Source organism: Leuconostoc sp. LN180020 (assembly GCF_014844115.1).
In the GTDB taxonomy this organism is placed as follows: Bacteria; Bacillota; Bacilli; order Lactobacillales; family Lactobacillaceae; genus Leuconostoc; species Leuconostoc citreum.
The window spans coordinates 432,755-456,922 of record NZ_CP039736.1; the positions used below are offsets into that span (position 1 = coordinate 432,755).

Annotated in this window: 23 protein-coding genes and 2 tRNA genes; 3 read left to right on the forward strand and 22 right to left on the reverse strand. The window is 40.5% G+C overall.

All coding sequences use genetic code 11. The features are described 5' to 3' along the window. From rplI to FAZ25_RS02335, 16 genes are all read right to left on the reverse strand, one after another. On the reverse strand, positions 1 to 453 hold the full coding sequence (gene rplI / locus FAZ25_RS02260; RefSeq protein ID WP_048801836.1) for a 50S ribosomal protein L9: 453 nt from the start codon (positions 451 to 453) through the stop codon (positions 1 to 3). A gap of 49 nt (positions 454 to 502) precedes the next feature. Continuing rightward, positions 503 to 2,533: a DHH family phosphoesterase gene (locus FAZ25_RS02265; protein WP_004899564.1), complete on the reverse strand. Its 2,031-nt coding sequence runs from the start codon at positions 2,531 to 2,533 to the stop codon at positions 503 to 505. A gap of 148 nt (positions 2,534 to 2,681) precedes the next feature. Further along, complete coding sequence (rpsR, locus tag FAZ25_RS02270) at positions 2,682 to 2,966, reverse strand: 30S ribosomal protein S18 (RefSeq protein ID WP_004904499.1); 285 nt, start codon at positions 2,964 to 2,966, stop codon at positions 2,682 to 2,684. A gap of 34 nt (positions 2,967 to 3,000) precedes the next feature. Next, a complete protein-coding gene (gene ssb / locus FAZ25_RS02275; RefSeq protein WP_004899568.1) occupies positions 3,001 to 3,546 on the reverse strand; it encodes a single-stranded DNA-binding protein in 546 nt (181 codons plus the stop codon). 32 nt (positions 3,547 to 3,578) lie between these two features. Continuing rightward, positions 3,579 to 3,875 carry a 30S ribosomal protein S6 gene (rpsF, locus tag FAZ25_RS02280; protein ID WP_004899569.1) on the reverse strand — a complete coding sequence of 99 codons (297 nt, stop codon included), beginning with the start codon at positions 3,873 to 3,875 and terminating at the stop codon, positions 3,579 to 3,581. A gap of 165 nt (positions 3,876 to 4,040) precedes the next feature. Beyond that, positions 4,041 to 4,346: a hypothetical protein gene (locus tag FAZ25_RS02285; protein ID WP_004899571.1), complete on the reverse strand. Its 306-nt coding sequence runs from the start codon at positions 4,344 to 4,346 to the stop codon at positions 4,041 to 4,043. Positions 4,347 to 4,401: 55 nt separating this feature from the next. Then, positions 4,402 to 5,853 carry a dipeptidase PepV gene (gene pepV / locus FAZ25_RS02290; RefSeq protein ID WP_040189773.1) on the reverse strand — a complete coding sequence of 484 codons (1,452 nt, stop codon included), beginning with the start codon at positions 5,851 to 5,853 and terminating at the stop codon, positions 4,402 to 4,404. A 20-nt stretch (positions 5,854 to 5,873) separates the two neighbouring features. Beyond that, positions 5,874 to 6,698 carry an energy-coupling factor transporter transmembrane protein EcfT gene (locus FAZ25_RS02295; RefSeq protein ID WP_004904505.1) on the reverse strand — a complete coding sequence of 275 codons (825 nt, stop codon included), beginning with the start codon at positions 6,696 to 6,698 and terminating at the stop codon, positions 5,874 to 5,876. Then, positions 6,695 to 8,392, reverse strand: a complete 1,698-nt coding sequence (locus FAZ25_RS02300; protein ID WP_040176536.1) for an ABC transporter ATP-binding protein — start codon at positions 8,390 to 8,392, stop codon at positions 6,695 to 6,697. Before FAZ25_RS02300 ends, FAZ25_RS02295 begins: the two co-directional genes overlap by 4 nt. Before the next feature lie 54 nt (positions 8,393 to 8,446). After that, the gene (locus FAZ25_RS02305) at positions 8,447 to 9,013 is read right to left on the reverse strand and encodes an ECF-type riboflavin transporter substrate-binding protein (protein ID WP_004899578.1); all 567 of its coding nucleotides are present in this window, start codon (positions 9,011 to 9,013) and stop codon (positions 8,447 to 8,449) included. A gap of 396 nt (positions 9,014 to 9,409) precedes the next feature. Continuing rightward, the gene (locus tag FAZ25_RS02310; protein ID WP_048801837.1) at positions 9,410 to 9,949 is read right to left on the reverse strand and encodes a hypothetical protein; all 540 of its coding nucleotides are present in this window, start codon (positions 9,947 to 9,949) and stop codon (positions 9,410 to 9,412) included. Positions 9,950 to 10,109: 160 nt separating this feature from the next. Then, positions 10,110 to 11,165 carry an alcohol dehydrogenase AdhP gene (gene adhP / locus FAZ25_RS02315; protein WP_004904509.1) on the reverse strand — a complete coding sequence of 352 codons (1,056 nt, stop codon included), beginning with the start codon at positions 11,163 to 11,165 and terminating at the stop codon, positions 10,110 to 10,112. Between the two features lie 153 nt (positions 11,166 to 11,318). Continuing rightward, a complete protein-coding gene (locus tag FAZ25_RS02320; RefSeq protein WP_048801838.1) occupies positions 11,319 to 12,221 on the reverse strand; it encodes an NADP-dependent oxidoreductase in 903 nt (300 codons plus the stop codon). Positions 12,222 to 12,356: 135 nt separating this feature from the next. Further along, positions 12,357 to 13,853 carry a glutamate--tRNA ligase gene (gene gltX, locus FAZ25_RS02325; RefSeq protein ID WP_048801839.1) on the reverse strand — a complete coding sequence of 499 codons (1,497 nt, stop codon included), beginning with the start codon at positions 13,851 to 13,853 and terminating at the stop codon, positions 12,357 to 12,359. Positions 13,854 to 14,122: 269 nt separating this feature from the next. Further along, the gene (gene radA / locus FAZ25_RS02330; protein WP_080514229.1) at positions 14,123 to 15,490 is read right to left on the reverse strand and encodes a DNA repair protein RadA; all 1,368 of its coding nucleotides are present in this window, start codon (positions 15,488 to 15,490) and stop codon (positions 14,123 to 14,125) included. Positions 15,491 to 15,518: 28 nt separating this feature from the next. Next, entirely contained in the window at positions 15,519 to 16,058 is a 540-nt protein-coding gene (locus FAZ25_RS02335; RefSeq protein WP_004899592.1) for a deoxyuridine 5'-triphosphate nucleotidohydrolase, read from the reverse strand. A 225-nt stretch (positions 16,059 to 16,283) separates the two neighbouring features. Here FAZ25_RS02335 and FAZ25_RS02340 point away from each other — a divergent pair, with 225 nt between their 5' ends. The 3 genes from FAZ25_RS02340 to FAZ25_RS02350 all read left to right on the forward strand — a co-directional run bounded on the left by FAZ25_RS02340 (position 16,284) and on the right by FAZ25_RS02350 (position 18,848). Then, positions 16,284 to 16,565, forward strand: a complete 282-nt coding sequence (locus FAZ25_RS02340; protein WP_004904518.1) for a GNAT family N-acetyltransferase — start codon at positions 16,284 to 16,286, stop codon at positions 16,563 to 16,565. After that, positions 16,562 to 17,245: a ribose-5-phosphate isomerase RpiA gene (gene rpiA / locus FAZ25_RS02345; RefSeq protein ID WP_004899594.1), complete on the forward strand. Its 684-nt coding sequence runs from the start codon at positions 16,562 to 16,564 to the stop codon at positions 17,243 to 17,245. The genes FAZ25_RS02340 and rpiA overlap by 4 nt, the downstream gene beginning before the upstream one ends. A 169-nt stretch (positions 17,246 to 17,414) precedes the next feature. Beyond that, positions 17,415 to 18,848: an aspartate ammonia-lyase gene (locus FAZ25_RS02350; protein WP_080763161.1), complete on the forward strand. Its 1,434-nt coding sequence runs from the start codon at positions 17,415 to 17,417 to the stop codon at positions 18,846 to 18,848. A 34-nt stretch (positions 18,849 to 18,882) separates the two neighbouring features. Here FAZ25_RS02350 and FAZ25_RS02355 read toward each other — a convergent pair. From FAZ25_RS02355 to FAZ25_RS02380, 6 genes are all read right to left on the reverse strand, one after another. Then, a tRNA-Gln gene (locus tag FAZ25_RS02355) sits at positions 18,883 to 18,954 on the reverse strand. Positions 18,955 to 18,993: 39 nt separating this feature from the next. Further along, positions 18,994 to 19,076: transfer RNA gene (locus FAZ25_RS02360), tRNA-Tyr, on the reverse strand. Between the two features lie 54 nt (positions 19,077 to 19,130). Further along, positions 19,131 to 20,024, reverse strand: coding sequence for a sulfite exporter TauE/SafE family protein (locus FAZ25_RS02365; protein WP_004899597.1), 894 nt, complete (start codon positions 20,022 to 20,024; stop codon positions 19,131 to 19,133). A gap of 125 nt (positions 20,025 to 20,149) precedes the next feature. After that, a complete protein-coding gene (locus FAZ25_RS02370) occupies positions 20,150 to 22,042 on the reverse strand; it encodes a M13-type metalloendopeptidase (RefSeq protein WP_040189762.1) in 1,893 nt (630 codons plus the stop codon). Positions 22,043 to 22,166: 124 nt separating this feature from the next. Continuing rightward, positions 22,167 to 23,102: an ABC transporter ATP-binding protein gene (locus tag FAZ25_RS02375; protein ID WP_004899599.1), complete on the reverse strand. Its 936-nt coding sequence runs from the start codon at positions 23,100 to 23,102 to the stop codon at positions 22,167 to 22,169. A 2-nt stretch (positions 23,103 to 23,104) separates the two neighbouring features. Continuing rightward, positions 23,105 to 24,157: an ABC transporter ATP-binding protein gene (locus tag FAZ25_RS02380; protein WP_004899600.1), complete on the reverse strand. Its 1,053-nt coding sequence runs from the start codon at positions 24,155 to 24,157 to the stop codon at positions 23,105 to 23,107. Positions 24,158 to 24,168: the final 11 nt, after the last annotated feature.

Here is a 24,168-nt window from a genome sequence, read left to right on the forward strand (position 1 = left end):
TTATCCCTCGCTGACGTGTACACGCAAATTAGCTACAACATCACGATGCAACTTAACTGGAACATTCGTATATCCCAATGCATGTATGGGTTGATTCAACAATAATTTGCGCTTATCCAGCTTAATTTGTTTTTGTGCTACTAATGCGGCAACAATTTGCTTAGTTGAAATAGCACCAAACAAACGTCCGTCGGCACCGGACTTCCCCTTAACTTCTACAACAAATTTTTCATCTGCCATTTTAGCCTTTAGTTGTTCGGCTTCGGCTAAGGCTTCAGCTGCTGCCTTTTCCTCTGCTTTTTGACGCCCTTTAACAGCACCTAAATTTTTACCTGTTGCTGGTTCGGCTTTTTTATTTTTAATCAAAAAATTGTTGGCGTAACCATCCGGTACTTCTTTAATTTCACCTTTTTTGCCACGACCTTTAACATCTTCTAAAAATACAACTTTCATCTTGAATCTCCTTCTATTTGTATGCACTAGCTGACAGCGTATTCCCCAGTTACTGTGCTTCAATGGCTGCTTGTAAGACTTCTTTTAACTGCTTTGTCACTGCTTCTGGTGTCTCACCTGAAATTTGTGTTGCCGCATTGGATAAGTGGCCCCCACCACCCATTGCTTCCATAATACGTTGCACATTGCGTTGTCCTGTTGAACGCGCCGAAATACCGACACGACCATCCGCACGCTTTGTCACAACATAAGAAGCTTCTACACTGCTGATTTGTAATAATTCATCTGCTGCTTGTGCTGTAATCAAACCCGAATAGGTTTGATTACTTTCTCCTGTCACAATAGCATTACCTGAATCCACCACTGCCAAATTAATGAGATGCGTACGTGATTTAAAATCAGTTAGATTTTCTTTCATAAACGATTGAATCAAATTACTATCTGCTCCATTGGCTCTAAGATAACTTGCCGCATCAAATGTACGTGAACCAGTTCGCAAGGTAAAGTTTTTCGTGTCAATTTGAATGCCACCAAGCATAGCGGTCGCTTCTAATTTTGTAATCGGCGCATGGCTCTGATCTTGATACTGTAACATTTCTACAACTAACTCAGAGGTTGACGATGCATAGGGCTCAACATAAGTCAACAAAGGTTTTTGGTCCAACCCTTGTTCTGCTAAACGGTGGTGATCAATCACTACCACTCGGTTGGCTAACCTATCGAGCAAATGTGGTGCACTAGTAATTGCCGATTGTGCATGGTCAATTAATATCAGCAATGTGTTCTCACGCACTAGCTTTAAGGCACGTGTTTCATCAACAATCGAATCATTAATATTGGAACCTGGTGCGACAATGTCAGGTGTATTTTTTCTAATTTCTGCCAATAATAATTTAATATCACTATATACCGTTTTTTCGTCAATAATAACGAATGCTGGCTTATTTTTAGTTTGTGCCATACGCCAGATACCTAATCCGGCACCAACAGCATCTAAATCTGGTGTTGCATGGCCAACAATCATAATGTTATCAGATTGTTCCATTAATTCAGCGACAGTTTGTGAAATCATACGTGCGCGGACACGTGTCCGCTTTTCCATTGGGTTTGTTGCACCACCATAAAAGCGAGCAGCTGATTGATTAGACTTGACAACAACCTGGTCACCACCACGACCTAATGCTAAATCTAAGTTGGTTTGTGCCATTTTAGCTAGTTGAATAATATCCTGCTCACCATAAGCAACACCCATGGATAACGTCACCGGTGAATTTTGTTGTGCTGTGGCCTCTCGGATTGCTTTTAGTACTGAAAACTTATCTTTTTCTGCTTCTTGTAACGCAGTTTTATAGCCAAACATGACATAATGAACTGTATTTAGCCTTCTTAAATAAATATGATGCGTGGTTGCCCAATCAGATAATGCGCCTGTGACATAAGTTCGAAGTGTAGAAGTTTCTGATTCACTCATGCCTTCTGTAACTTCTTCATAGTTATCAACAGAAATTAAACCACTAAATAATTGATGATTATCATATTCTGTGGCAATAGCAGCATACTCACTAATATCCATCATATAAATGACGCGCAAATTTTGCTGTACATAAAGCGAGAACTGTTTATCTTGCCATGTAATTGTATTCGTTTCTTTTGCATCAGAGTAGTTTTTGACATCAGCAGCGAGATTGCCATCTAAATCGGATAGCGATAATCCTAAAACATCACGCTTACCAATATAACCTTGCATGTAAGGATTAATCCAATCTATTTTTTCAGTATCATTTAGCAATATAATACCAATAGGCATCCGAATCAAAGCTTCTTGTTCACTACGAGAAATGCGATAGCCTAATCCTGAAAGGTATTCCTGTGCATTCTCACTAACCTCTTTCAGCGCCTGACCAGAATAAATCAAACCAATAATTACAACAATCAACCAAATCAATCCAAAAACCCAATTGACAAGTACCGCAAAAAAAGCACTCAATAGGCTGACTAACAACAGTAATAATGCTACAGTCCCTAATTTTGTACTTTGAAAAAATATTGGTAATGTTTTAAAATTAAACAGCTTTTTCACAAGTAACCTCAATATTCCCCATGTTTACTTTTTGACTATTTTTTGTCAAAAAAATCATATACCCTATTTTACCACAGTTCGCTTTTTTCAAAATAAACAAAAAAGCCCAGGTTAAATACCTGAGCTTTCTAAAGCAGAATAATATTAATTAGTCTTCTGTAACGAATGGCAACAAAGCCATGATACGCGCACGCTTGATAGCTGTTGTTACCTTGCGTTGGTTCTTAGCTGATGTACCTGTTACACGACGTGGCAAAATCTTACCGCGTTCTGAAATAAAGCGTTCCAACAATTCTGTGTTCTTGTAGTCAATAAATTCAATATGATTGGCTGCAATGTAGTCGACCTTACGGCGACGACGTGGGCCGCCTTGTGGACGACGTGAACGTTGTGGACGTTCTGAGTTTTGTGGACGTGAGTTTTGTTCTGACATGATTGAAGCTCCTTTCCTAATAATTTAAATATTTTTAAAATGGTAAATCATCATCTGATATATCAATTTCTGTTTTGCCACTAGCCGCAAATGGGTTAGGTGCTTCACTTGTTGCAGTTGATTTTTGGGTGTTTTGATTTGCACCAGCAAAAGGATCAACAGCATTAAAGTTATTATTACTTTCACTACCACCAAAATGATTATCATTTGAAGGTGTTGTTGCTGACGTACCATTTTGGGCACGACGCTTATCGCTTTCAGCACGTGATTCAAGTAATGAGAAATTATCGACAACAACCTCGGTAACGTATACACGCTGGCCTTGATTATTTTCATAATTTCTTGTCTGCAAACGACCCTCGACAGCGACTAAAGCGCCCTTACCAGTGAAATTTGCAAAATTTTCCGCTGCTTTTCGCCAGATAACGGCGTTAATAAAGTCAGCTTCACGTTCACCAGATTGATTAGTGAACTGGCGATTTACCGCCAAGCTAAACGTGCCGACCGCTGTACCCGATTGCGTATAGCGTAATTCCACATCCCGGGTCAATCGCCCAATCAATACTACTCGATTAATCATATTAAAGCTCCTTCACCAGTGGAATTTCAGAATTATTCTGCGTCGCGCTTAACAATCATATGACGTAAGATATCTTGTGAAATCTTTGCCAAACGATCAAATTCGTTGATTGCAGCATCGTCTTCAGCAGTGAAATTGATGACGTGGTATACGCCTTCGCGGTAACCAGCAATTTCGTATGCAAAACGACGTGTTGCCCAATCAGCAGACTTAGTAATTGTTGCGCCGTTGTTAGTCAAGATACCATCAAAACGCTCTACAAGCGCTTTCTTTGCATCCGCTTCCATATCAGGGCGAACGATGTAAGTCATTTCGTATGATGTAGCCATGTTTTATTTCCTCCTTTTGGTCTCTGGCAGCCTTGGCTGCAAGGAGTGTTTGCACTTTTGTGCATTCACAATTATTAATGATACTACAAAACAAGGGTAAATTTCAAGTACTTATCAGAATTTTCCAGCCGGTCACTATATTATACGTTCCTCCGAAAGAAAAAACTAAAATTCTGTCGTAAAATTAATTTCCTCTAGCCCCTCTTCAACCATTGCAATAAATTCATCATCAGCCAATCGTTGTAAAATATCACGATCACTGTTGGCCGACATCCCCGCTAAAATGTTGCTAACCACTGTTTCCCACATGGCATCTGCTTCTTTTGTCATTTTCACAGTACCATAGCGTGCCCGTGGTGTTCTATTATTATTTTGTGCTACTTGGAAATCATACGCTGAGGCCAGAACGCGTGCCACACTTTGTGCGCTTAGTTTGTCTTCTAGGGCTTGTCTAAATTCAGGTAACTGCATGCGTTTTCTCTCAATGTCATTATTTGCTTAATTATAGGAACATTTGTTCGCTTTGTCAAGTTGTTGTTTCTGCTAGCTCATATAAGGCTTGTGCAAAAATAGCTTGCGCGCGAGAAATATTAGACAGCAATACATATTCATCTGGCTGATGACTCATCACTGGCAAGTTGGGAAATTGCCCCCCAAAGGCTACGCCACGTTTTAATAAACGGGCATATGAACCACCATTTGATATTTTATACGTTTTATCTGTGTTTGTCTGTTGCGCGTATATATTTTGTAATTTAGTCACAATGACATCATTTAAATCGACCATATGTGGTTGACTACCAAATTGTACTTCTTTAAAAATTTTAGCTTTTAACGGACCGACATGACGTTGAATTTGAGTTAGAATTGTCGTTTCGCTCATGCCAACTGGATACCTAAATTGAATTCTAATGTAGCCTTCCTGCCCCTGACGATAAACTGTTTGCCCTACATTCATCGTTAAATCGCCCATAATTTGATCATGGTAAGCTAAACCGATGTTTGCTGCAAAGACATCACGATGATACACATCGCCTAATTGGTGGAGTAAAGCTTGTGCTTGGTGTTGGAAGGCGTAATGACTTAGAAAATGCGCTAAATAAGTGCCTGCATTCAATCCGTCTTCAGGATAAGCACCATGTACTGATTTGCCATACAAAGTCAGATGAATTTCACCGTCATCATATTGACCAATACCACTAATTAATGGTTCTGCGGTCAAGTATTGCTCGTATTGTTTTAAAAACAAATTAATATCCTGATTATCTGACAATTTAACAATTGCCGTGGCTTTGCCGGGAACAACATTGTCACGCGTTCCCGCTTGAAAAGCCAGTAATTCAAATTCGCGACAATCAAAAGTATCGCCTACGAAACGCATGGTAATTGTCTGGACTCCTTTTTCACCTGGGACTACAGGAAAGGTTCCATCAGGTGAAAAACCAAGTGTTGGCTCACCAAAATCTTTTAAATAGGCTTGCATGTCGCGCCAATCAGATTCTTCATCACTACCGAAAATTAAGCGAATTTTTCTTTTGGGTACAAAGCCCTGATCCTTTAACTGCTTTAAGGCATAATAGCTCGCAATTAAATCTGCCTTCATATCATATACACCGCGGCCATAAAGACGATCATCAACAATTTTAGGACTAAAAGGCATCGTAACCCGCCATGCTGCTGCATTACCGGGAACAACATCAACATGAGATAAAACGCCCACAGTCTCTGGCACATCATCTGGTCCGTAATCAACTGTCACAACCATGTTGTCTGCAACACGTTCTACCTTAAAGCCATCACGCGTTGCTATATCAACTAAAAATTGTAACGCCGTATCAATCCCAATGCCAAAAGGCCTTTGAAAAGTAGCTGTTTGCGGATCTAAGACAGACGGTATTGCTAAAAACTGCAATAAATCCACTAATAATTTATCTTGATATTTCTGTGCTGTTAGTTGCCATTTGTTCGTAGTCAGCATCACATTACTTAGCCTCTCTGTTATTTAAATGGATTATATATGCGCCCATGATTGACCACTAGTAACCAAACACCGATTATAATGACGATACCAGACCCAAAAATGATGGCGCCATCTCTTTTAGATAGTGATTGTTCTTGGTACCAAGATCTTTTACTTTCACGTCCAAACCGACGCAATTCCATAGCTTGACTAATCGTTTCAATCCGATTAAGGCTTGTAAAAACAAGTGGTAAGATGATTTGCACTGCGCCCTTTGAGCGTGCTAATAAGGGTGCCTTAGTAGATATTTCATAGCCTCTCGCCTGCTGAGCTAAACTAATAGTACGATAATCACTTTGCACATCGGGAATATAACGTAAAGTGATTGCAAAAGCATAAGCAACTTTATAAGGCACGCCTATTTTATTCAATCCGGCTGCAAATTCACTGGGATTAGTCGTAAATAATAAGACAATGGCCAAGGGCAATGAAAAGAAATATTTAAGTAATAAATTAAACTCATAGAACAATTGCTCTTGTGTTATCGTCCAATAACCGTTACCAAACAAGACATGACGTGTCCCATATAATGACACACCATATTGCGGTGCCAAAACGGTTACCATCACAAGGTTAATCACTGCAAAAAAAAGTACCAGTTTAAGCATCAAAGCATATTCGTGATATTTAATATGTGCTGTTTGCATTAAAATAACTGCCACGATACTTAAAAATAGTAAAAAACGCGTATCATAGGACAGCATGCCCATCGTTGTTAATGCCAGAAAACCAATTAATTTTGCTGTCCCAGTTGTTTGGTTGAGCCAAGTATCTCTTTTTTTATAACCAAATAAATTATTCATCGTTCTCCTGTAGCATTTTCATATACAATCGCGGCATTCAACATCTCTGGGTGATCAATTTGCAATCGTGTTGCGAGTTGATAAATACTCGTCGTACGTAAACTGGCCGCTTTAACAAGTGCTTCATTAGCAAGCAATTCAGCTGGTGTCGTATCAGCCAATAACTGCCCGTCAACAATCACTAACGTCCGAGTTACAAAGTTTGCTAACAAATGCATGTCGTGGGTAATAATGATGATAGTTGTCTGTGATTGCTGATTGATTTTTGTCAAAAACTTTAGTAGTTCACCCGTGTGTGTGGCATCTTGACCGGCTGTCGGTTCATCTAAAATTAAAATTTCTGGTTGCAACACAAGCACTGCCGCAATTGTCAAACGTTTTTTCTGGCCAAAACTCAGTGCGGCAATCGGCCAGTGACGCATACCGTCTAAATCAACTAAACTAAGTACTTCACGGACACGTGTTTCTATCTTATCAGATGAGACATGTCTTAAAATCAAGCCACTGGCAACTTCATCATAAACTGTTGCTTTCGTAATCATATGATTGGGGTTTTGTAAGACATAGCCAATGTGATCTGCGCGCTCTTTGATTGATTGCTGCAAAACTGATTGCCCATCTAACAAAATATCCCCCGAATCAGGCATTAAAAAGCCCGTTAGCAGGTGCGAAAGCGTTGTTTTCCCCGATCCATTTTTGCCAACAATACCCAGTATTTCGCCTTGACAAATGCTAGTATTTAGCCCCTCAAATAAGGCTTCGTGCGTATCGTAACCAAAATTCAAATTCTGAACGACTAACTTTTCAGGTAAGACTGGCTGCCGTTTCACAGGCACTTTCAGTTGTTCAATAGCATGTTTTTGGTCATCAACGGAGACTAATTGAACATCTGCTACGTGGTCTAGTTTTGCTACTTCGATACCCGAACGACGTAATAACTGTACAAACAGGGGCTCGTCAAGCCCGTTTTCTGGCAATATACCGGCCTGAATAATGGCAGTTGGCGTATCGTCGGCTACGATATGACCATCAGACATCACAATGATCCGATCGACATCGGCACGCAACACTTCTTCAATACGATGTTCAATAATCACAACTGTTAAATCACGCTCAGCTTGTAAACGATTAATCATATCCATAGCAGCATTACCTGCTGCAGGATCTAAACTAGCTAACGGTTCATCAAACAATAATAATCGCCCATCATCAACTAAAACACCCGCCATAGCAGTTCGTTGTTTTTGACCACCAGACAACATTTGTGGCGCTAATTCTAACCGTTCACTCAAGCCAAAACGTTGCGCCCATTTTGCTACTTTAGCCTTAATTTTTGATACTGGTTGATCATCATTTTCTAGAGCAAAAGCAATATCTTCTGCCACAGTTAAACCAACGAACTGGGCATCCGAATCCTGTAGTACTGTGCCAGCCTGTAAAGATAACTCGAAGAGCGACTGTGATAGAATATCTCGACCGCGGAGTTTTAGTGTGCCAGTCACATCCCCAGCATAGGCTTCAGGTATCAAACCATTTAATAGTCGTAATAAGGTTGTTTTACCTGAGCCCGAAGCACCAGCGATTAATACTTTCTCACCAGGAAAAATCTGAAAATTAATATCGTGTAACGTGGGTTCGGCTTGTGCATGATATTTAAATGTGACATGCTGAAAATCGATAAGCGGCGTTGCCATAATGTATCCTTTATTGTTTAGTATGTACACAAGCTATTGCGCTTGTTTGATGTTTTATTCACTACGTAGACTGCTCTTCTTTGGTCGTGACTTGACATAAGCGACCAATAATAATGATCCGATGATTGCTACGGATATAGTGTTCACAACCGCAGTTACTGCACCTTGTAGGAATACTTTCTGTGCCGCTTCTTTATAGATTATAATATCGCCAAGCGGTGCGATAATCACCCAGACTAAGACATTTGAAACTGCTTGCCAAACATTAAATTGCACCAATTTTTTGGTTGTCAACTCGCCATATTCTAATGCTAAATACTTTTTACCAAAGCCTAACAATAAGCCAAAGACGCCATCTGCAATCACCCAAGACCACCATGGTGCCCCATAGGTCACGGCATCATTTAATGTATGTCCAATTAAACCAACCAACAAGCCTACTACGGGACCAAACAACCCCGCAATCAATGCTAACCAGCCCTCAGCAACATTGATTGTCGTATTGGGCACACCGGTTGGGATGGCTATAAACTTCATTAAAACAAAAAACACCGCAGCCCCTATACCAGTTGCAACGACTGATTTCACTGAAAATCCCTGATTCTTTTTCTGATTATGCATGCTTTTACGCCTCGCTTTCTAATTAACTGTTCTGTTACGCTATCACACAAAATAAACGACTAGGCCATAAACATGACCCATATTGAAAACAAAAAAGGTCCCTGTTAGTCATCTAGCGCATAACTAACAGGGACGTAAAAACGTGGTACCACCCAAATTTAATCGCACATTGTCTAACAGTATGCAATCCTTAAGGTTGATAACGGGACTAACCGTGCCAACAGCTTTCACTATTCGCCTCATTCACGTTCATTTTCAATATGTCTCATCAAATCGGCTTTCACCCGCCCGACTCGCTTTACTGATGCTACATACTTACTCTTCGTTTCATCGATTTATTAACATGACTAGATTTTAAGACACTTCTCACACTTTGTCAATGCATTTATTATTTTATTAATCTGGCAAAATAATTTGCGTAGAAGGACCTTGTGGTTGATTAATCTCTTGTTGTTCTTGTACTAAGAAGCTCGGAAACATTGTCAAAGATTTTTGTTCAAAACCAATAACGGATGAACCCAATATGCGACTCACTAATTCAATTAATCTTTCTTCAAAAATCGGCTTATCAATTTGTTCAATTTCTGGTTTGAGTGCTTGCTGATACATATTAATGTGCACATGTGGCATTAATGCATAGTCTCGCCCAATAAGACCAGCCCACGCTTCAAAAAGCTCACTTGGCACTTCATCTTCGTCGCTAGCTATCGGCATAAAGTTCACACTAAAAGTATTATTAGCTTCACCCTCTTCATCAAATTCAGCTTGCGTGATTTTACCATTTGTTAATTCACTGGCATAGTCAAAATCAAAGACGCGTCGCTCGTCAAAAATGTGAATAAAGCCTGCTGTCACTTGTTCATCACTAGCCATATCAACTACACGCAAAATACGATCACGCTGCCCATTAAAAAGTTGTTGTGTAAAATAAGACATTATTCACCCATATGCTGATTATATCGCCTTAGGCTAACCAATAAGCATACATTCCTCCATCCATTTGTTACCCAATTCTAACACAATGATTCACGAACCACCATATTTCAAATGATAAAAAAATTCAGTCCGAACAGTGGACTGAATTTTTAAACATTGCTTAAAGTGTTGTGAAATCAAAGACTTTACGTCCGGTAATTTTACCAGCTTTCATCTCATCAATGATTTCGTTCATGTCTGCAAAGTTAACTTTCTCAACAATTGGCTTAACTTTGCCTTCTGCACCAAATTGGAAAGCTTCTTTCAAATCAGCACGTGTACCTACTAATGACCCACGAACTTCAATACCATCTAAGACGGTCTTAGCAATATTCAAAGCCATGTCACCTTGTGGCAAGGCCACAGCAACTAACTTACCCATAGGGCGTAGTGAGTCAACTGCTTGATTAAATGCAGCTGCGTTAACTGCGGTCACTTGTGCAGTATGGACACCACCGGTTGCTTTTTGTACTTCAGCAGCCACATCTTCAACCTTTTTACGGTTGATTAGGACTTCAGCACCATTCTCTTTTGCTGCAGCAAGCTTATCATCATTACCATCAATAACAGCCACATGTGCGCCAAACACGTTGTGCGCATACTGAACAGCTAAGTTACCTAAACCACCGGCACCATGAACAGATACCCACTGACCTGGTTTTGTTTCACCGACTTTAAGTGACTTATACATTGTCACACCAGCACAGGTAATTGACGTAGCTTCAACTGGATCCAAGCCTTCAGGCACTTTAACAGCATACTTAGCATTAACCACTGCCTGTTGTGACATAGCACCATCAACCGTGTAGCCTGAATTCCGAACTTTACGACAAAATGTCTCATTTCCCGTTACACAATAATCACAAACGCCACAAGCATCGTAAAACCAAGCAATAGATACACGATCACCGATCTTCAAGTAATCACCAGCACCTTCTGCTAACTTTGATACACGACCAACACCTTCATGCCCGATTACACGGCGGAACGCACCGTTTCGTTGTCCAATTTTATTAGGATTCCCAAAATCGGCACCGGCTACGTGCAAGTCTGTATGGCAAAGACCAACATATTCCATATCAACTAGGGCTTCACCAAATGACAAAGCTTTTGGTTCCCAATTATCAATTAAATCAACGTAACCATCTGGGTTTTCACGTACAACTGCTGCTTTCATAATATCGATATACTCCTTCTTTTTGTGAACTATTTTACAAGTAAATTGTACCTGTTTTAAGGACAGATGTAAAGTTTTTTTATCAAAAAACACACAATTTCACAATTTATTATGTGATCAATCAGACTAAAAAACACATGCCAATGCACGTGTTTAATCAAAAGTTAACACTAATTTACCTAAAACATGTTTTAATGTTTGGAATTGTTTCATGTTTTCGGCATCAAAAGGTGCAACTTGGGCAATTCTGATTGAAATTTTGCCAACTGAAACAAGGCCCAGCAGTGTTTCTAAACGCTGCCCATTCGATTGCAGGTAACTGTGTTGTACCCGTTGATCAGTTGCATCTTCGACAAGTGATACTAATCTGCCCTGTGGTTTGAGTACATTTAACGATTGCTGTAATGTATCGCCACCAATTGTGTCTAAGATGACATCAACCCCATCGGGTAAAGCCTGTGTCAGGGCAGTGGTGCGATAATCAATGACTTGCACTTGGCTATCTATCGCCTGCAAATATGCTGTCGCTGTGCTACTGGCAGTAGTGTATATCGTTTGTACGCCTCGAAGTCGTGCAGCTTGTATTGCAGCTGATCCAACTGACCCTGCCCCACCATGAATTAAGACAGACTCACCTGGCTGAATATCTAAATCTACTGTCACCATCTGATAACCCGTTTGCGCGCCTAAAACTGTTGCCGCAGCGGTTTCATAACTGACATTATCTGGTATTTTAGCCAACAAAGATTGACTAACAGCAACATACTGTGCATAAGACTTTAAATGCGTCGAAGCTGCCACGCGGTCACCTATGCTAAAGTTTCCCACCTCATCCCCAACAGCAATGACTTGACCGGAAACACTTGAGCCTGGAATTAATGGCGTTGGTTTATCTGTCCCCATCAACCCTTGACGAAACTTAACGTCATAAGGATCAATTGCTGTGGCGTGTTGTTGTACAAGAACCTGTTTTGATTTAATTTCTGGTCTTTGTGCTGTTTGTGTATCCGTCAAAACATCCAAGTCACCATAATTAATCATTTCTACAGCATACATTATGTCACACTTTCTAAATTAATATAATTGATTGCAACGTGTTAATAACTATATTTTAGTCTAAAAACAATCATAAGTGTTACTTCCTGTTCTAAAAAAGCATGAACTAATGCTATGCATCGTCCATGCTCTCATTTAATTCAGATAATTTGATTTAACATCAGCCATTGTTTGTAATACGGTTGCCTTATCTAAAACAACTAGCATTTCAGGAAGATTTGGTCCCTGAACTTCATGTGTTGTCGCAATACGAATAGGATTCCAGAGATTACGGCCTTTAATTTCGAGCTGATTTTGAATACCACGAATCGCATTCAGGTAATCTTCTGCTGTCGCATCATCAGGTAGTGCGATGTAAGCTGATTCCCATGCATCAAACACGCGACGACCTTCTTCGGAGGTTAAGTAAGCCACCATATCATCAGTAATATCACCTAATTCAAAGAAAGGCTGACGTACTAAGTCAACTATTTCACGCGTATAAGAAATGCCTTCAACACCAGCCACCTTAATCACCTGAGCTAACCAATCTGCCTTAACTGTTGCATCAGCAGGACTAACAAGATTAGCAGTCACTAATTCTTGAATTAATTGTGGCATAATTTCTTCTAAATCACGGCGCATCCACTGGTTATTAATCCATTCCAACTTCTTTTGATCAAACTTCGCATTTGCCTTTGACAGGCGGGTTTCGTCAAACATTTGCTTAAATTCTTCTAGTGAGAAAATTTCGTCTTCACCCTTTGGTGACCAACCTAGTAAACCAATAAAGTTGACCATTGCTTGTGGTTGATAACCTAATGCTTTGTATTGTTCAACGAATTGCAAGACGTTTTCGTCACGTTTTGATAACTTTTTACCTGTCTCACCATTGATAATCAGCGCCATATGACCAAATTGTGGTATATCCCAACCAAGCGCTTCAAATATCATCATTTGCTTGGGGGTGTTAGACACGTGATCATCACCACGCAACACATGCGAAATCTTCATCATGTAGTCATCAACTACAACTGCAAAATTGTATGTTGGCATGCCATCGGCTTTTTGAATGACCCAATCGCCTCCAACTTCTTTGGCACCAATTTCAATGTGTCCTTTAACAATATCATCCCAAGCGTAAGTCTTTTCTTCTGGCACACGGAAACGAACCACTGGCTTTAGACCCTTTGCTTCAAATTCGGCATACTTTGCCTCACGTTCTTCACGTGTTAAACCTTCATATTCGTAAACATAATGCGGGGCTTGCTTGGCTGCTTGCTGAGCTTCACGTTCAGAAGCTAGTTGTTCCGACGTTTTATAAGATTTATATGCCAACCCTTCAGTCAACAACTTATCAATAAACGGTTGGTAAATACCCTGCTCATTACGCTCAGATTGGCGATAAGGTCCATATTCACCTGGCTTTTCCGGTGATTCATCCCAGTCTAAACCGAGCCAAGCTAAGTTTTCTAACTGAGATTTTTCGCCATCAGCAATATTACGGGCTGAATCTGTATCTTCAATACGAATAATAAATTTACCATTATAATGGCGAGCAAAAAGCCAGTTAAAAATAGCTGTACGCGCATTTCCAATATGTAAATGGCCAGTTGGTGATGGTGCGTAGCGAACACGAATATCTTCTGTCATGTGATGTGTTATAGGTGTTTGTATAAAAAATCATACAAACACATTCCTCCTCAGTTATACGGGTAAAACCCGCTATTTATCTACTCTATTGTACAACATTACAGCGCATAATTTCCAACGCAGACTGGCCTGCCAATTCAAACGGTCAAATTTATGTCGATCCCTTCTACGTGTACTTCATTTAAGTACATCATGAGCAGTAATGACGTATATTCAAGCTATTTGTACAACGATATTGGTTGTTTCACGTGAAACACTTTAGCAAGAGATTAATCTAACGCTAACGCCAAGGCTTCACTTAATGTGGCAACGCCAATGACTTGAATTCCTGCTGGTAATTCAATACCATTGAGGTTATTTTTTGGCACAATTGCTCTTTTAAAACCAAGTTTGCGCGCTTCTTTCAATCGTCCTTCAATATCAGCCACACTACGCACTTCCCCAGTCAATCCAATTTCACCTACAAAGACATCACTAGGTCGTGATTCTTTATCATGATATGAACTCGCCAAGGCCACAGCAATAGCTAAATCAATCGCCGGTTCATCTAATTTAACCCCGCCGGCCGCTTTCAGGTATGCATCTTGATTTTGTAATAACAAGTTGGCGCGTTTTTCGAGCACTGCCATAATTAACGACACGCGATTGCGGTCCAATCCCGATGCTGTTCGTTGAGCATTACCAAAAACAGTTGGCGTCACTAATGCTTGCAACTCGACTAAAATTGGTCGTGAGCCTTCAAGCGCCACAACAATAGCTGACCCAGTTGCACCAGCAAGACGCTCCTCTAAAAATATTTCTGACGGATTAGCAACTTCAATTAGTCCACCATCACGCATTTCAAAGATCCCTAATTCATTGGTGGCACCAAAACGGTTTTTAACAGCACGTAAAATACGATATTTATAGTTACTATCTCCTTCAAAATAAAGCACCGTATCAACCATATGCTCTAAAATTTTTGGTCCAGCAATTGCCCCATCCTTGGTGACATGTCCAACAATGAAAACAGATATATTATTTGTCTTGGCAATTTGTAATAAGTCAGCAGTTACTTCTCTAATTTGTGAAACTGATCCTATAGCAGAAGTTACATCGGGCTCCTGCATTGTTTGAACGGAATCAATCACAACAAAATCAGGTTGTAAATCATCAATTTGCTTCTTAATGGCTGTCATGTCTGTCTCAGGATAAAGATAAAATTCATCATTCCCGACACCTAAGCGGTCAGCACGTAACTTCACCTGAGTGGCAGATTCTTCACCTGTAACATACAAGACACGTCCCTCATGAGCTAATTGACCAGATACTTGCAATAGCAAGGTCGACTTACCAATACCAGGGTCACCACCAATGAGCACCATAGAGCCCGGTACCACACCACCCCCTAAGACACGATTTAATTCTTTGAGGTTTGTCGCTACTCGCGGCGTTTCTTCTGAAGTGACTTCATTAATTTTTTCGACTTTGGCAGTCCGACCATCCAAGCTCACTCTGCTCTTACGGTCTGTTGTTTCTGGTAAGACCTTTTCTTCGACAAGCGTACCCCATTCGCCACAATTGCTACAGCGCCCGAGATAACGTGCTGAAACATAGCCGCAGTTAGAACAAATAAATTGTGTTTTTACTTTAGCGATAATCGGTCTCCTTTAAACTGTTGCACAACTAATTTTGGCCTGTCGACCCAAAGCCACCCTGTCTCTGTGCTTTCTCTGTTGTATCATCCCCATCGGCTAATAGATATGGTAAGAAAATACCTTGGCCGATACGTTCACCCTTTTTAATCACAACATCTTTCACCCCAAAATTAATAAATTGAAAGAAAATTTCACCTTCATTAGAAGGATTATTATAATAATCAGCATCAACAATCCCTACAGCATTTGGCATCATAATCCGCTTCTTAATTGGGCCGCTAGAACGCGAAACCAGTTGTAAGTATTCGCCTTCTGCCATATAGGCTTTGATGCCCGTCGGTACCAATACTGGTTTAAGCATCCCCTGTAAGTCTTCATTATCTCGTATATTTTTAAGCTTGCCAAGTGATAAAATATTTAGTCCTTTAAAGAATGGATTACTTAGAGCACTTGGAATAACCACATCTTCAGATGCCTCAAAGTCATAGCCAGCTGCTGCTTCTGTGCTTCTTTTTGGTAAATTCAAGTCATCCTGATTCTTAGTTGATACAATTTCAAATCCGCGCATAATTATTTAACACACGATGTCTTATGACAAATCATGTGCTTCCTCCATTTCAATTATCTTTCTACTATTATACGGTAATTCGCTATGAAATTTATACCAAATTACCGTCCAAATGAATTGCCATATTATTTTAACCCTGATAGCATATCAAATATAGCTATACCTGCGGTATAATAAAGTAACCTATTGTTGTAGTCTTACATGATATGCAGAATGGAGAAAGTGATGAAATTTCAACATGAACCCGGTCGTTACTTTTTAAAAGAGAACGACAAAACCTTAGCCGAAATTAGCTATACAACAATTAACGATGGCCAAACCTATGCCATCAATTCAACAATTGTTGATCCGTCACTACGTGGTCAAGGCGTGGCAGCACAACTAGTAGATGCTGTCGTTGATGAGGCACGTGAAAAGCATATGACAGTACACCCCGTTTGCTCATATGCTCGTCAAGCTTTTTATAGAAACCCGGATAAGTATCAGGAGATTGAGTACAAACCATGAGCCAAGCATTACAAAAAATTATTGCTGGTCGTCGCGCCGCTGAATTTGTTCAAAATGGCATGGTTGTCGGGATTGGGTCTGGCTCAACCATTGCCCATGTCATCGAAGCACTTGGTGAACGTGTCGCGCAAGAACAACTTAACATTGTTGGCGTAGCGACTTCTGAAAAAACACGCCGCAATGCAGCACAACTGGGAATTCCCATGTACAATGTCGATGATATTGATAAAATCGATTTAACTATTGATGGTGCTGATCAAATTGCCGATGACTTTTCAGCCATTAAGGGCGGTGGCGCTGCATTATTATGGGAAAAAATCGTCGCCTTCAACTCACGACAAAATATTTGGGTTGTTGATGAAACAAAACGTGTCACTAAACTGAACCAATATCTACCTGTTGAAGTAATCCCATATGGCGCTAACCAACTGTTTAAGCGTTTTCAAGCAGATGGTTTTCACCCAACATGGCGTTTAGACCAAAACGGTAATCCTGTAAGAACTGATTCAGCTAATTTTTTAATTGATTTACATTTACCAATGATTGATAATCCTCGTGATTTGGGGGATGAACTCATCAAGATGGTCGGTGTTGTCGAGCATGGCCTGTTCACTGATGTCGTTAACCGTGTCATTATCGGCACAGATTCACAAACAGCAAAAGTAATTGATGTTAAATAATACGAAGCAATGAACTATGTTTCATTGCTTTTTTGGTATGATTAGCTATTTTAACAACTAAACCTTATATAATAGCTTTTTATCATGTCATAATAGATAACATGTTTAATTGGTCTACATTTAATTAGCGCTAAAATATGCGTATAGATATGTTATTAAGGAGATAACCATGCGCATTGAATCAGATTCCCTGGGACAACTCAATATCCCGCAAACCACCTATTATGGTATCCATACCCAAAGGGCTTTAAATAATTTTCCTATTTCTAAAGCGTCAACGCATCCTGAACTTATTCGTGCTTTCATTGAAATCAAACAAGCTGCCGCACAAACAAATGCAACTTCTGGTAATCTCAACCGTTCGGTGGCCAAACACATTGTCAGTGCCACTAAAATATTACTCAATCAGCCTATTGACACAACCATGTTCCCCATCAGTGATATTCAAGGTGGCGCTGGTACCTCTACTAACATGAACGTTAATGAAGTCATTGCTAACTTAGCCCTTGAAAAAGTTGGCCGTCAACGTGGTGATTATCAATTCATTCATCCAAATGACCATGTGAACATGGGACAAAGCACCAATGACACTTACCCAAGTGCAGGGAAAATTGCACTTATCCGCTTATTAGCACCACTCTTAAATGAATTAACCCAACTCATTGATGCCTTGGGCAATAAGGCCGATGAATTTTCTACGACTTACAAAATGGGCCGGACACAATTACAGGATGCCGTCCCAATGACATTAGGCAACAGTTTCCATGCTTGGTTAAAACCGTTATTGCGTGATAATCTGCGTATTCAATCTGCGCGTGATAGTCTTTATTATTTGAATATGGGCGGTTCAGCTATTGGCTCTGGCATTAATGTCAGCTATCATTACCAAGTACATATTGTGCCAAATTTAGCAGGAATTACTAAACTCCCCTTAAAGCAAGCGCATGACTTATTTGATGCCACACAAAACTTAGATAGTTTTGTGGCACTATCAGGGACTTTAAAAACTTTAGCAGTTAACCTTTCTAAGATAGCAAATGATTTACGGTTGTTGAGCTCTGGGCCAAGATCTGGTCTTTTAGAAATTAACTTACCTGCAAAGCAAGCAGGTTCCTCGATTATGCCTGGCAAAGTCAATCCCGTGATTCCTGAAGTCGTCAATCAAGTTGCCTTTGAATACTTCGGCTTTGATGCAACAGTCACGGCTGCAGCTGAGGCCGGACAACTTGAGTTAAATGCATTTGAACCCATTGTGTTCAAATCACTTTTCACCGGCATCGAACATTTAACAGCCGCCATGGCAACCTTACGAATTAATGCCATTGACGGTATTACTAGCAACAAAAATAGATTAGCACAGGACATTGATTTATCAGTCAGCTTTGCCACAGCCATGGCACCAATCGTTGGCTACCAATTGGCAGCAAAAATGGCCAAAGAATCACTTCGAACAGGCAAGTCTTTACGACAAATTGCCGAAAAGAAAAATTGCTTTACACCAGAAGAACTGGCACATATCTTCAAAGTCGAAGATATTGTCATTAACGCACGCACGCCGGAACATGGTCTCGTATTACACGCGCCAGAACAAAAAAATAGTTAGAAAAAAGCAGTCACAATGTGACTGCTTTTTTTGATTGCCCCTGCTGGATTCGAACCAGCGCATGTCGGTACCAAAAACCGATGCCTTACCACTTGGCGAAGGGGCAATAGTTAATCTTTTTAGCCGCTAACTATTAAATCGGCTATGGGAGCGGTAGGATTCGAACCTACGAACCCGAAGGAACGGAGTTACAGTCCGTCGCGTTTAGCCAGACTTCGCTACACTCCCATATCTCAAACAACTATATTATAATACCAAATTTTTGAGACCTTGGCAACCCTTTTAATGGGCTTTTTTCCAATTTTTTTTGAAAGAATCACGTAATAAACCAAAGACTGTCCAAAGTGACACAATAATAATTAATTTTTTGAGTAAATCTGTATCTAGACTAGTAAAGAATTTAGCTGCAACCAAGACACCAAGAACGCCACCAATTGCCACACCAGCAAAGCCGCGCCAAGATATACGATCCATTTTAATGACATTCCAAGCAGTGGTTGGCATAATTAAAGCAGCATCTAACATCATGACTGGAAAAGCAATCGCCGGATTAACACCCATCAACGAGAAAAAAATCAATTCTGGTGCATAGTTACCTAGCCCCATAGTCATCAAAACACCAATGCCTAAATTAAACACAATGCCTAAGATCAACCACCACCCATGTAGCCCGTGAACGCTCATGGCATTGCTTGAACCTGGTGTCGTAATCATACGAATAATCATAATCACAACGGCTATAAATAGTGCCCCTGCCATCACCCGCTGCACAGTCGGTGCATGCCAATTTTTTGTCACGTGCGTTCCAACGTAAGCGCCTATAACAGCAGCTGTTGTCATTGGAATTAACGTGGTTAATTCCACCTTGACCGCAGTAATAAAGAATAAAGCTTCTACCATCACGGGAATGGCATGCATCGCATTTAGTGTGCCCGGTAATTGCCGATCATCTTGGACAAAATGCGTCGCACGAAATGCGGCTGTTGTGGTGGCAAATGAGCCAATCCCTAGCGTGTCACCAAAGTCAGTGAAAAAACCAATAAGCATTCCTAAACCGAAACGTTCAAATATTGGTTTTTTACGCATAAGATACGTACGGGCAACGATAACAACCATTAATATCATTACTACGACTAACAAAATCTGAATAAATAAAACAACTGCTTTTTCATGCATAAGACGTGATTACTCCCAGAAAATCAATACACACTATTGTATCAGAAATTGGCACCTAACGTCGTATTTTTGTATGTCAAAATCAAACGCCTCACAGCGTATTTGTTGTGAGGCGTTTATTATCATTACCAAATTTGCACACGCAATGATGGGTCTAACCACATCTTATCTGTAGCTATTACGCCAAACGTGTTAAAGAACTCATCAAAATTCTTAACTTGGACATTAACTCTTAATTTTGCCGGCCCATGTGGGTCAGATGCCGCCAATAATTGCATATATTCTGGTCGCGCTTTCATACGCCAGATGGTTGCCCAACTTTCAAAGAAGGCACGCGCTGAAAAGTCATCATCTAATTTAGCAGCAGCTAATGCGGCGGCTAAGCCACCTAAATCAGCCACATTTTCCGACACAGTCAGCTTACCATTAACCTTGGCACCATACGATTCTAAACCATCAAATTGTGCCACGACTTGATCTGTTCGTTGTTTAAACGCCTTAAAATCCGCATCAGTCCACCAGTTATTAAGACTACCGAACTCATCAAATGCTGCACCATTAGTATCAAACGCGTGTGATATTTCATGTGCAATCACTGCACCAATACCACCATAATTGGCTGAAGATGATTGCGAGAGATCATAAAATGGCGCTTGAAGAATAGCCGCTGGAAAGACGATTTGATTCTGCTGCGGATCATAATAAGCATTCACTAAGTGCGCAGGCATATGCCATTCACTACGATCGACCGGTTGCTGCCACTTAGACCACTGATACGCTACTTCTATTTGTCTAAACTTTAGTGCTGTCTCAAATAGCGTAGCGTCGGGGTCGACAATTTTCTTTGCTAAACGTGCAGGCAACTGCTCTGGATAGCCAATGTGTGGCACAATAGTATCTAACTTGATAACCGCTTTTTTCTTTGTTGTCTCATTAAGCCAGTCATTTGTTTCCAAACGCTGTTTGAAGACATTAATCATCGTGGCCACTTTCGCCTCGACATCCGCTTTAGCTTCAGGAGAAAACTGTTGTTGCGCGTAATAATAGCCAATCGCTTGATTAAATGGCTGCGCCGCCAAGTAAAAAGCGGCTTTTTCCGCAGCCATCGCTTCAGGCAGACCCGTCAGAGCACGCTGATACTGACCACCAAGCACCCGAACCTCATCTGATAAATAAGCTGTAAACTGGTTAGCAACAGTCACAATAAGATAAGCTTGCAACAATGGCCAAGCTGCCTCCGAGTAAAATTGTGGTGCCGCAGCCCAAAAACGCTCTTCAGGAACAATAATTTTATCTGGCTTTTGACCGACTAAGGCAATGATAATTTCATCTAATGGCAATTCAGGTGCAAGTGCTGTGAATTCAGACCATTTATAAGGGTGGTACAATTTCGCGTATTCGTGACCAGCTTCTTGGCTAAGCACAACAGCCGCCGCCTTGGCATCTAACGCTAAATAGCGTGTGATCAAGTCCTGCACTTCATCCTCTGAGAAACCAAACTTGGGTAATAATGCTTCCTGCGCCTCACGAAATTGCTTTAAAAGCGCTTGGCCTTGCTCATGGCCAGCTTCATAATAGGTTGTATCAGGCAACACTAAATCAAAAGCGCCGGCCCATAAAACATTCGTACGTGCATCTTTAAAATCAGGTTCAACCGCAAAAGGTAACGCATTTGGTAAGCCTTGTTGTTCTAAAGTCACAATATGCTCGGCAAAATCTGAAAAGGACGTATATCGCTGATATTGCTCTAATAATTTTTTAACCGGCGCTACACCTAATGCATCACGTGTAACAAAATCTGTCGCGAGGTGGTGATAGGCAATAAATTGCTTTAATATCGGTGATTCTGGTAATGCCTTGCCTTGCTGCCATTTTTTTGTTGTCGACACCAACCATTTTTCAATATCATCGGATAGATCACTAAAGCCGCCCGTACGTGGCTTATCATTGGGAATAACAGCTTGTTTTTCCCATTCCCCGTTTACTGCTTCATAAAAATCATCTTGCAACTTCACCATACTTTACCACCTTTATTTAATAGTTAATTATAATCATACACGTTGTTAACGCATTTATCACAAATCCACTGCACCATAAAAAGCTATAACTTTACCGTTTAAAAGGATGTTATAGCTTTTTCAATCATCGCTGCGCCGCTTTGTAGGTAGCAGCTTCTTCTGGTGTTGCCAAAACAAAATGACCTGGATTAACTTCAATCATGTCTCTTTTCTTACCATCAGTTTCAACACTCGTATCATAGTCGACATGCTGTCGTGCCTTTTCCACTTCTGGATCAGGTACGGGGATGGCAGATAACAGACTCTTTGTATAAGGATGTAGTGGGTGATTATAGACAGCATCAGCAGAACCAATCTCTAATAATTTACCCCAATGCATTACACCAATACGGTCAGAAATATATTTCACCATCGACAAATCATGCGCGATAAACAAATACGTCAGTGAGTGTCGTTGCTGTAATTCTTTCATCAAATTAACAACCTGCGCCTGAATAGATACATCAAGTGCCGAAATAGGCTCATCTGCAATAATAAACTTTGGATCAACAGCCAAAGCACGTGCAATACCAATACGTTGACGTTGCCCACCAGAAAATTCGTGTGGATAACGCGTCGCATGATCTTTATTCAACCCGACAAGGTCAAGTAACTGTTGCACTTTTTGATTGCGATCAGCTTTTGACTCAGCTAATTTATTGATATCAATACCCTCTGCTATGATATCTCGCACCTTCATTCGACCGTTTAGACTGGCTTGGGGATCCTGAAAAATCATTTGTGCATTTTTACGAAACTCAGATAGTCGCTTGCCTTTAAGGTGCGTAACATCTTTGCCTTCAAACAAAATATCACCAGCTGTGGGTTCGTACAACTTAAGTATTGTCCGGCCAATTGTTGTCTTTCCAGAACCAGATTCGCCAACTAAACCAAACACTTCGCCTTCATAAATGTCAAAACTAACATGGTCAATCGCACGAACTTCGTTAGACTTACCCTTATTAAAATATAATTGTAAATCTTTCAGCTCAACTAACTTTTTTGGTGTTCCTTCAGTCATAATTAAGCCTCCTGTCCTTGAATTTCTTGCCAATGTGCCCAACGTTTTTGGATTTTTTCAGGCGGTGTGACTTTAGGTGCTCTTTCATCAAGTAACCAAGTCGCCGCATAATGCGTGTCACTCACCTTAAAGAATGGTGGTTCTTCTTTTGAATCAATCGCTAATGCATAAACGTTACGCGAGGCAAAAGCATCACCTTTTGGTGGCTCTAATAAATCTGGCGGTGTCCCAGGAATAGCTTCCAATGACCCAACTTCTGTATCTGTTGTCGGCATTGAATTTAACAATCCCCATGTATAAGGATGCTGTGGATTAAAAAATATTTCATCAACCGTGCCATACTCAACAATTTTGCCGGCATACATCACCGCAACACGGTCGGCCATACCAGCAACAACACCCAAATCATGGGTGATAAAAATAATTGAACTGGCAGTTTCTTCTTGCAGCTGTTTCATCAAATTTAAAATTTGTGCTTGGATTGTTACATCAAGCGCTGTTGTTGGTTCATCAGCAATTAAAATTTCAGGGTCTGCTGCTAAGGCAATGGCCACAACAGCACGCTGCCGCATGCCACCAGACCATTGATGTGGATAATCGTTAATATGCTCTTCAGCATTGGGAATCCCAACACCTTTCATCAGTTCCAGCGCACGCGCTAAAGCATCTTCTTTTTTCATCTGCCGATGTTTGATTAACGGCTCAGCAATTTGCATGCCAATTTTCATCGTTGGATCTAGACTTGTCATAGGGTCCTGAAAAATCATTGCAATCTCATTACCACGAACTGATTGCCACTCATTTTCCGTTAAGTCCAACAAATTACGATCTTTAAACAACAAACGTGAATTATCAGGAATAGCAGCGTTTTTAGCATTTAAGCCCATAAGTGTTTTTGTTGTGACTGATTTGCCCGAACCGGATTCACCAACAATCGCCAACGTCTCGCCTTTATTTAAATCAAAAGAGACATCCCGAATCGCTTGCACTGTACCAGCATAGGTATTGAAGTTAACGTGCAAATTTTCAACTTTTAAAATTGGATTATTTAACATATTTGCACACC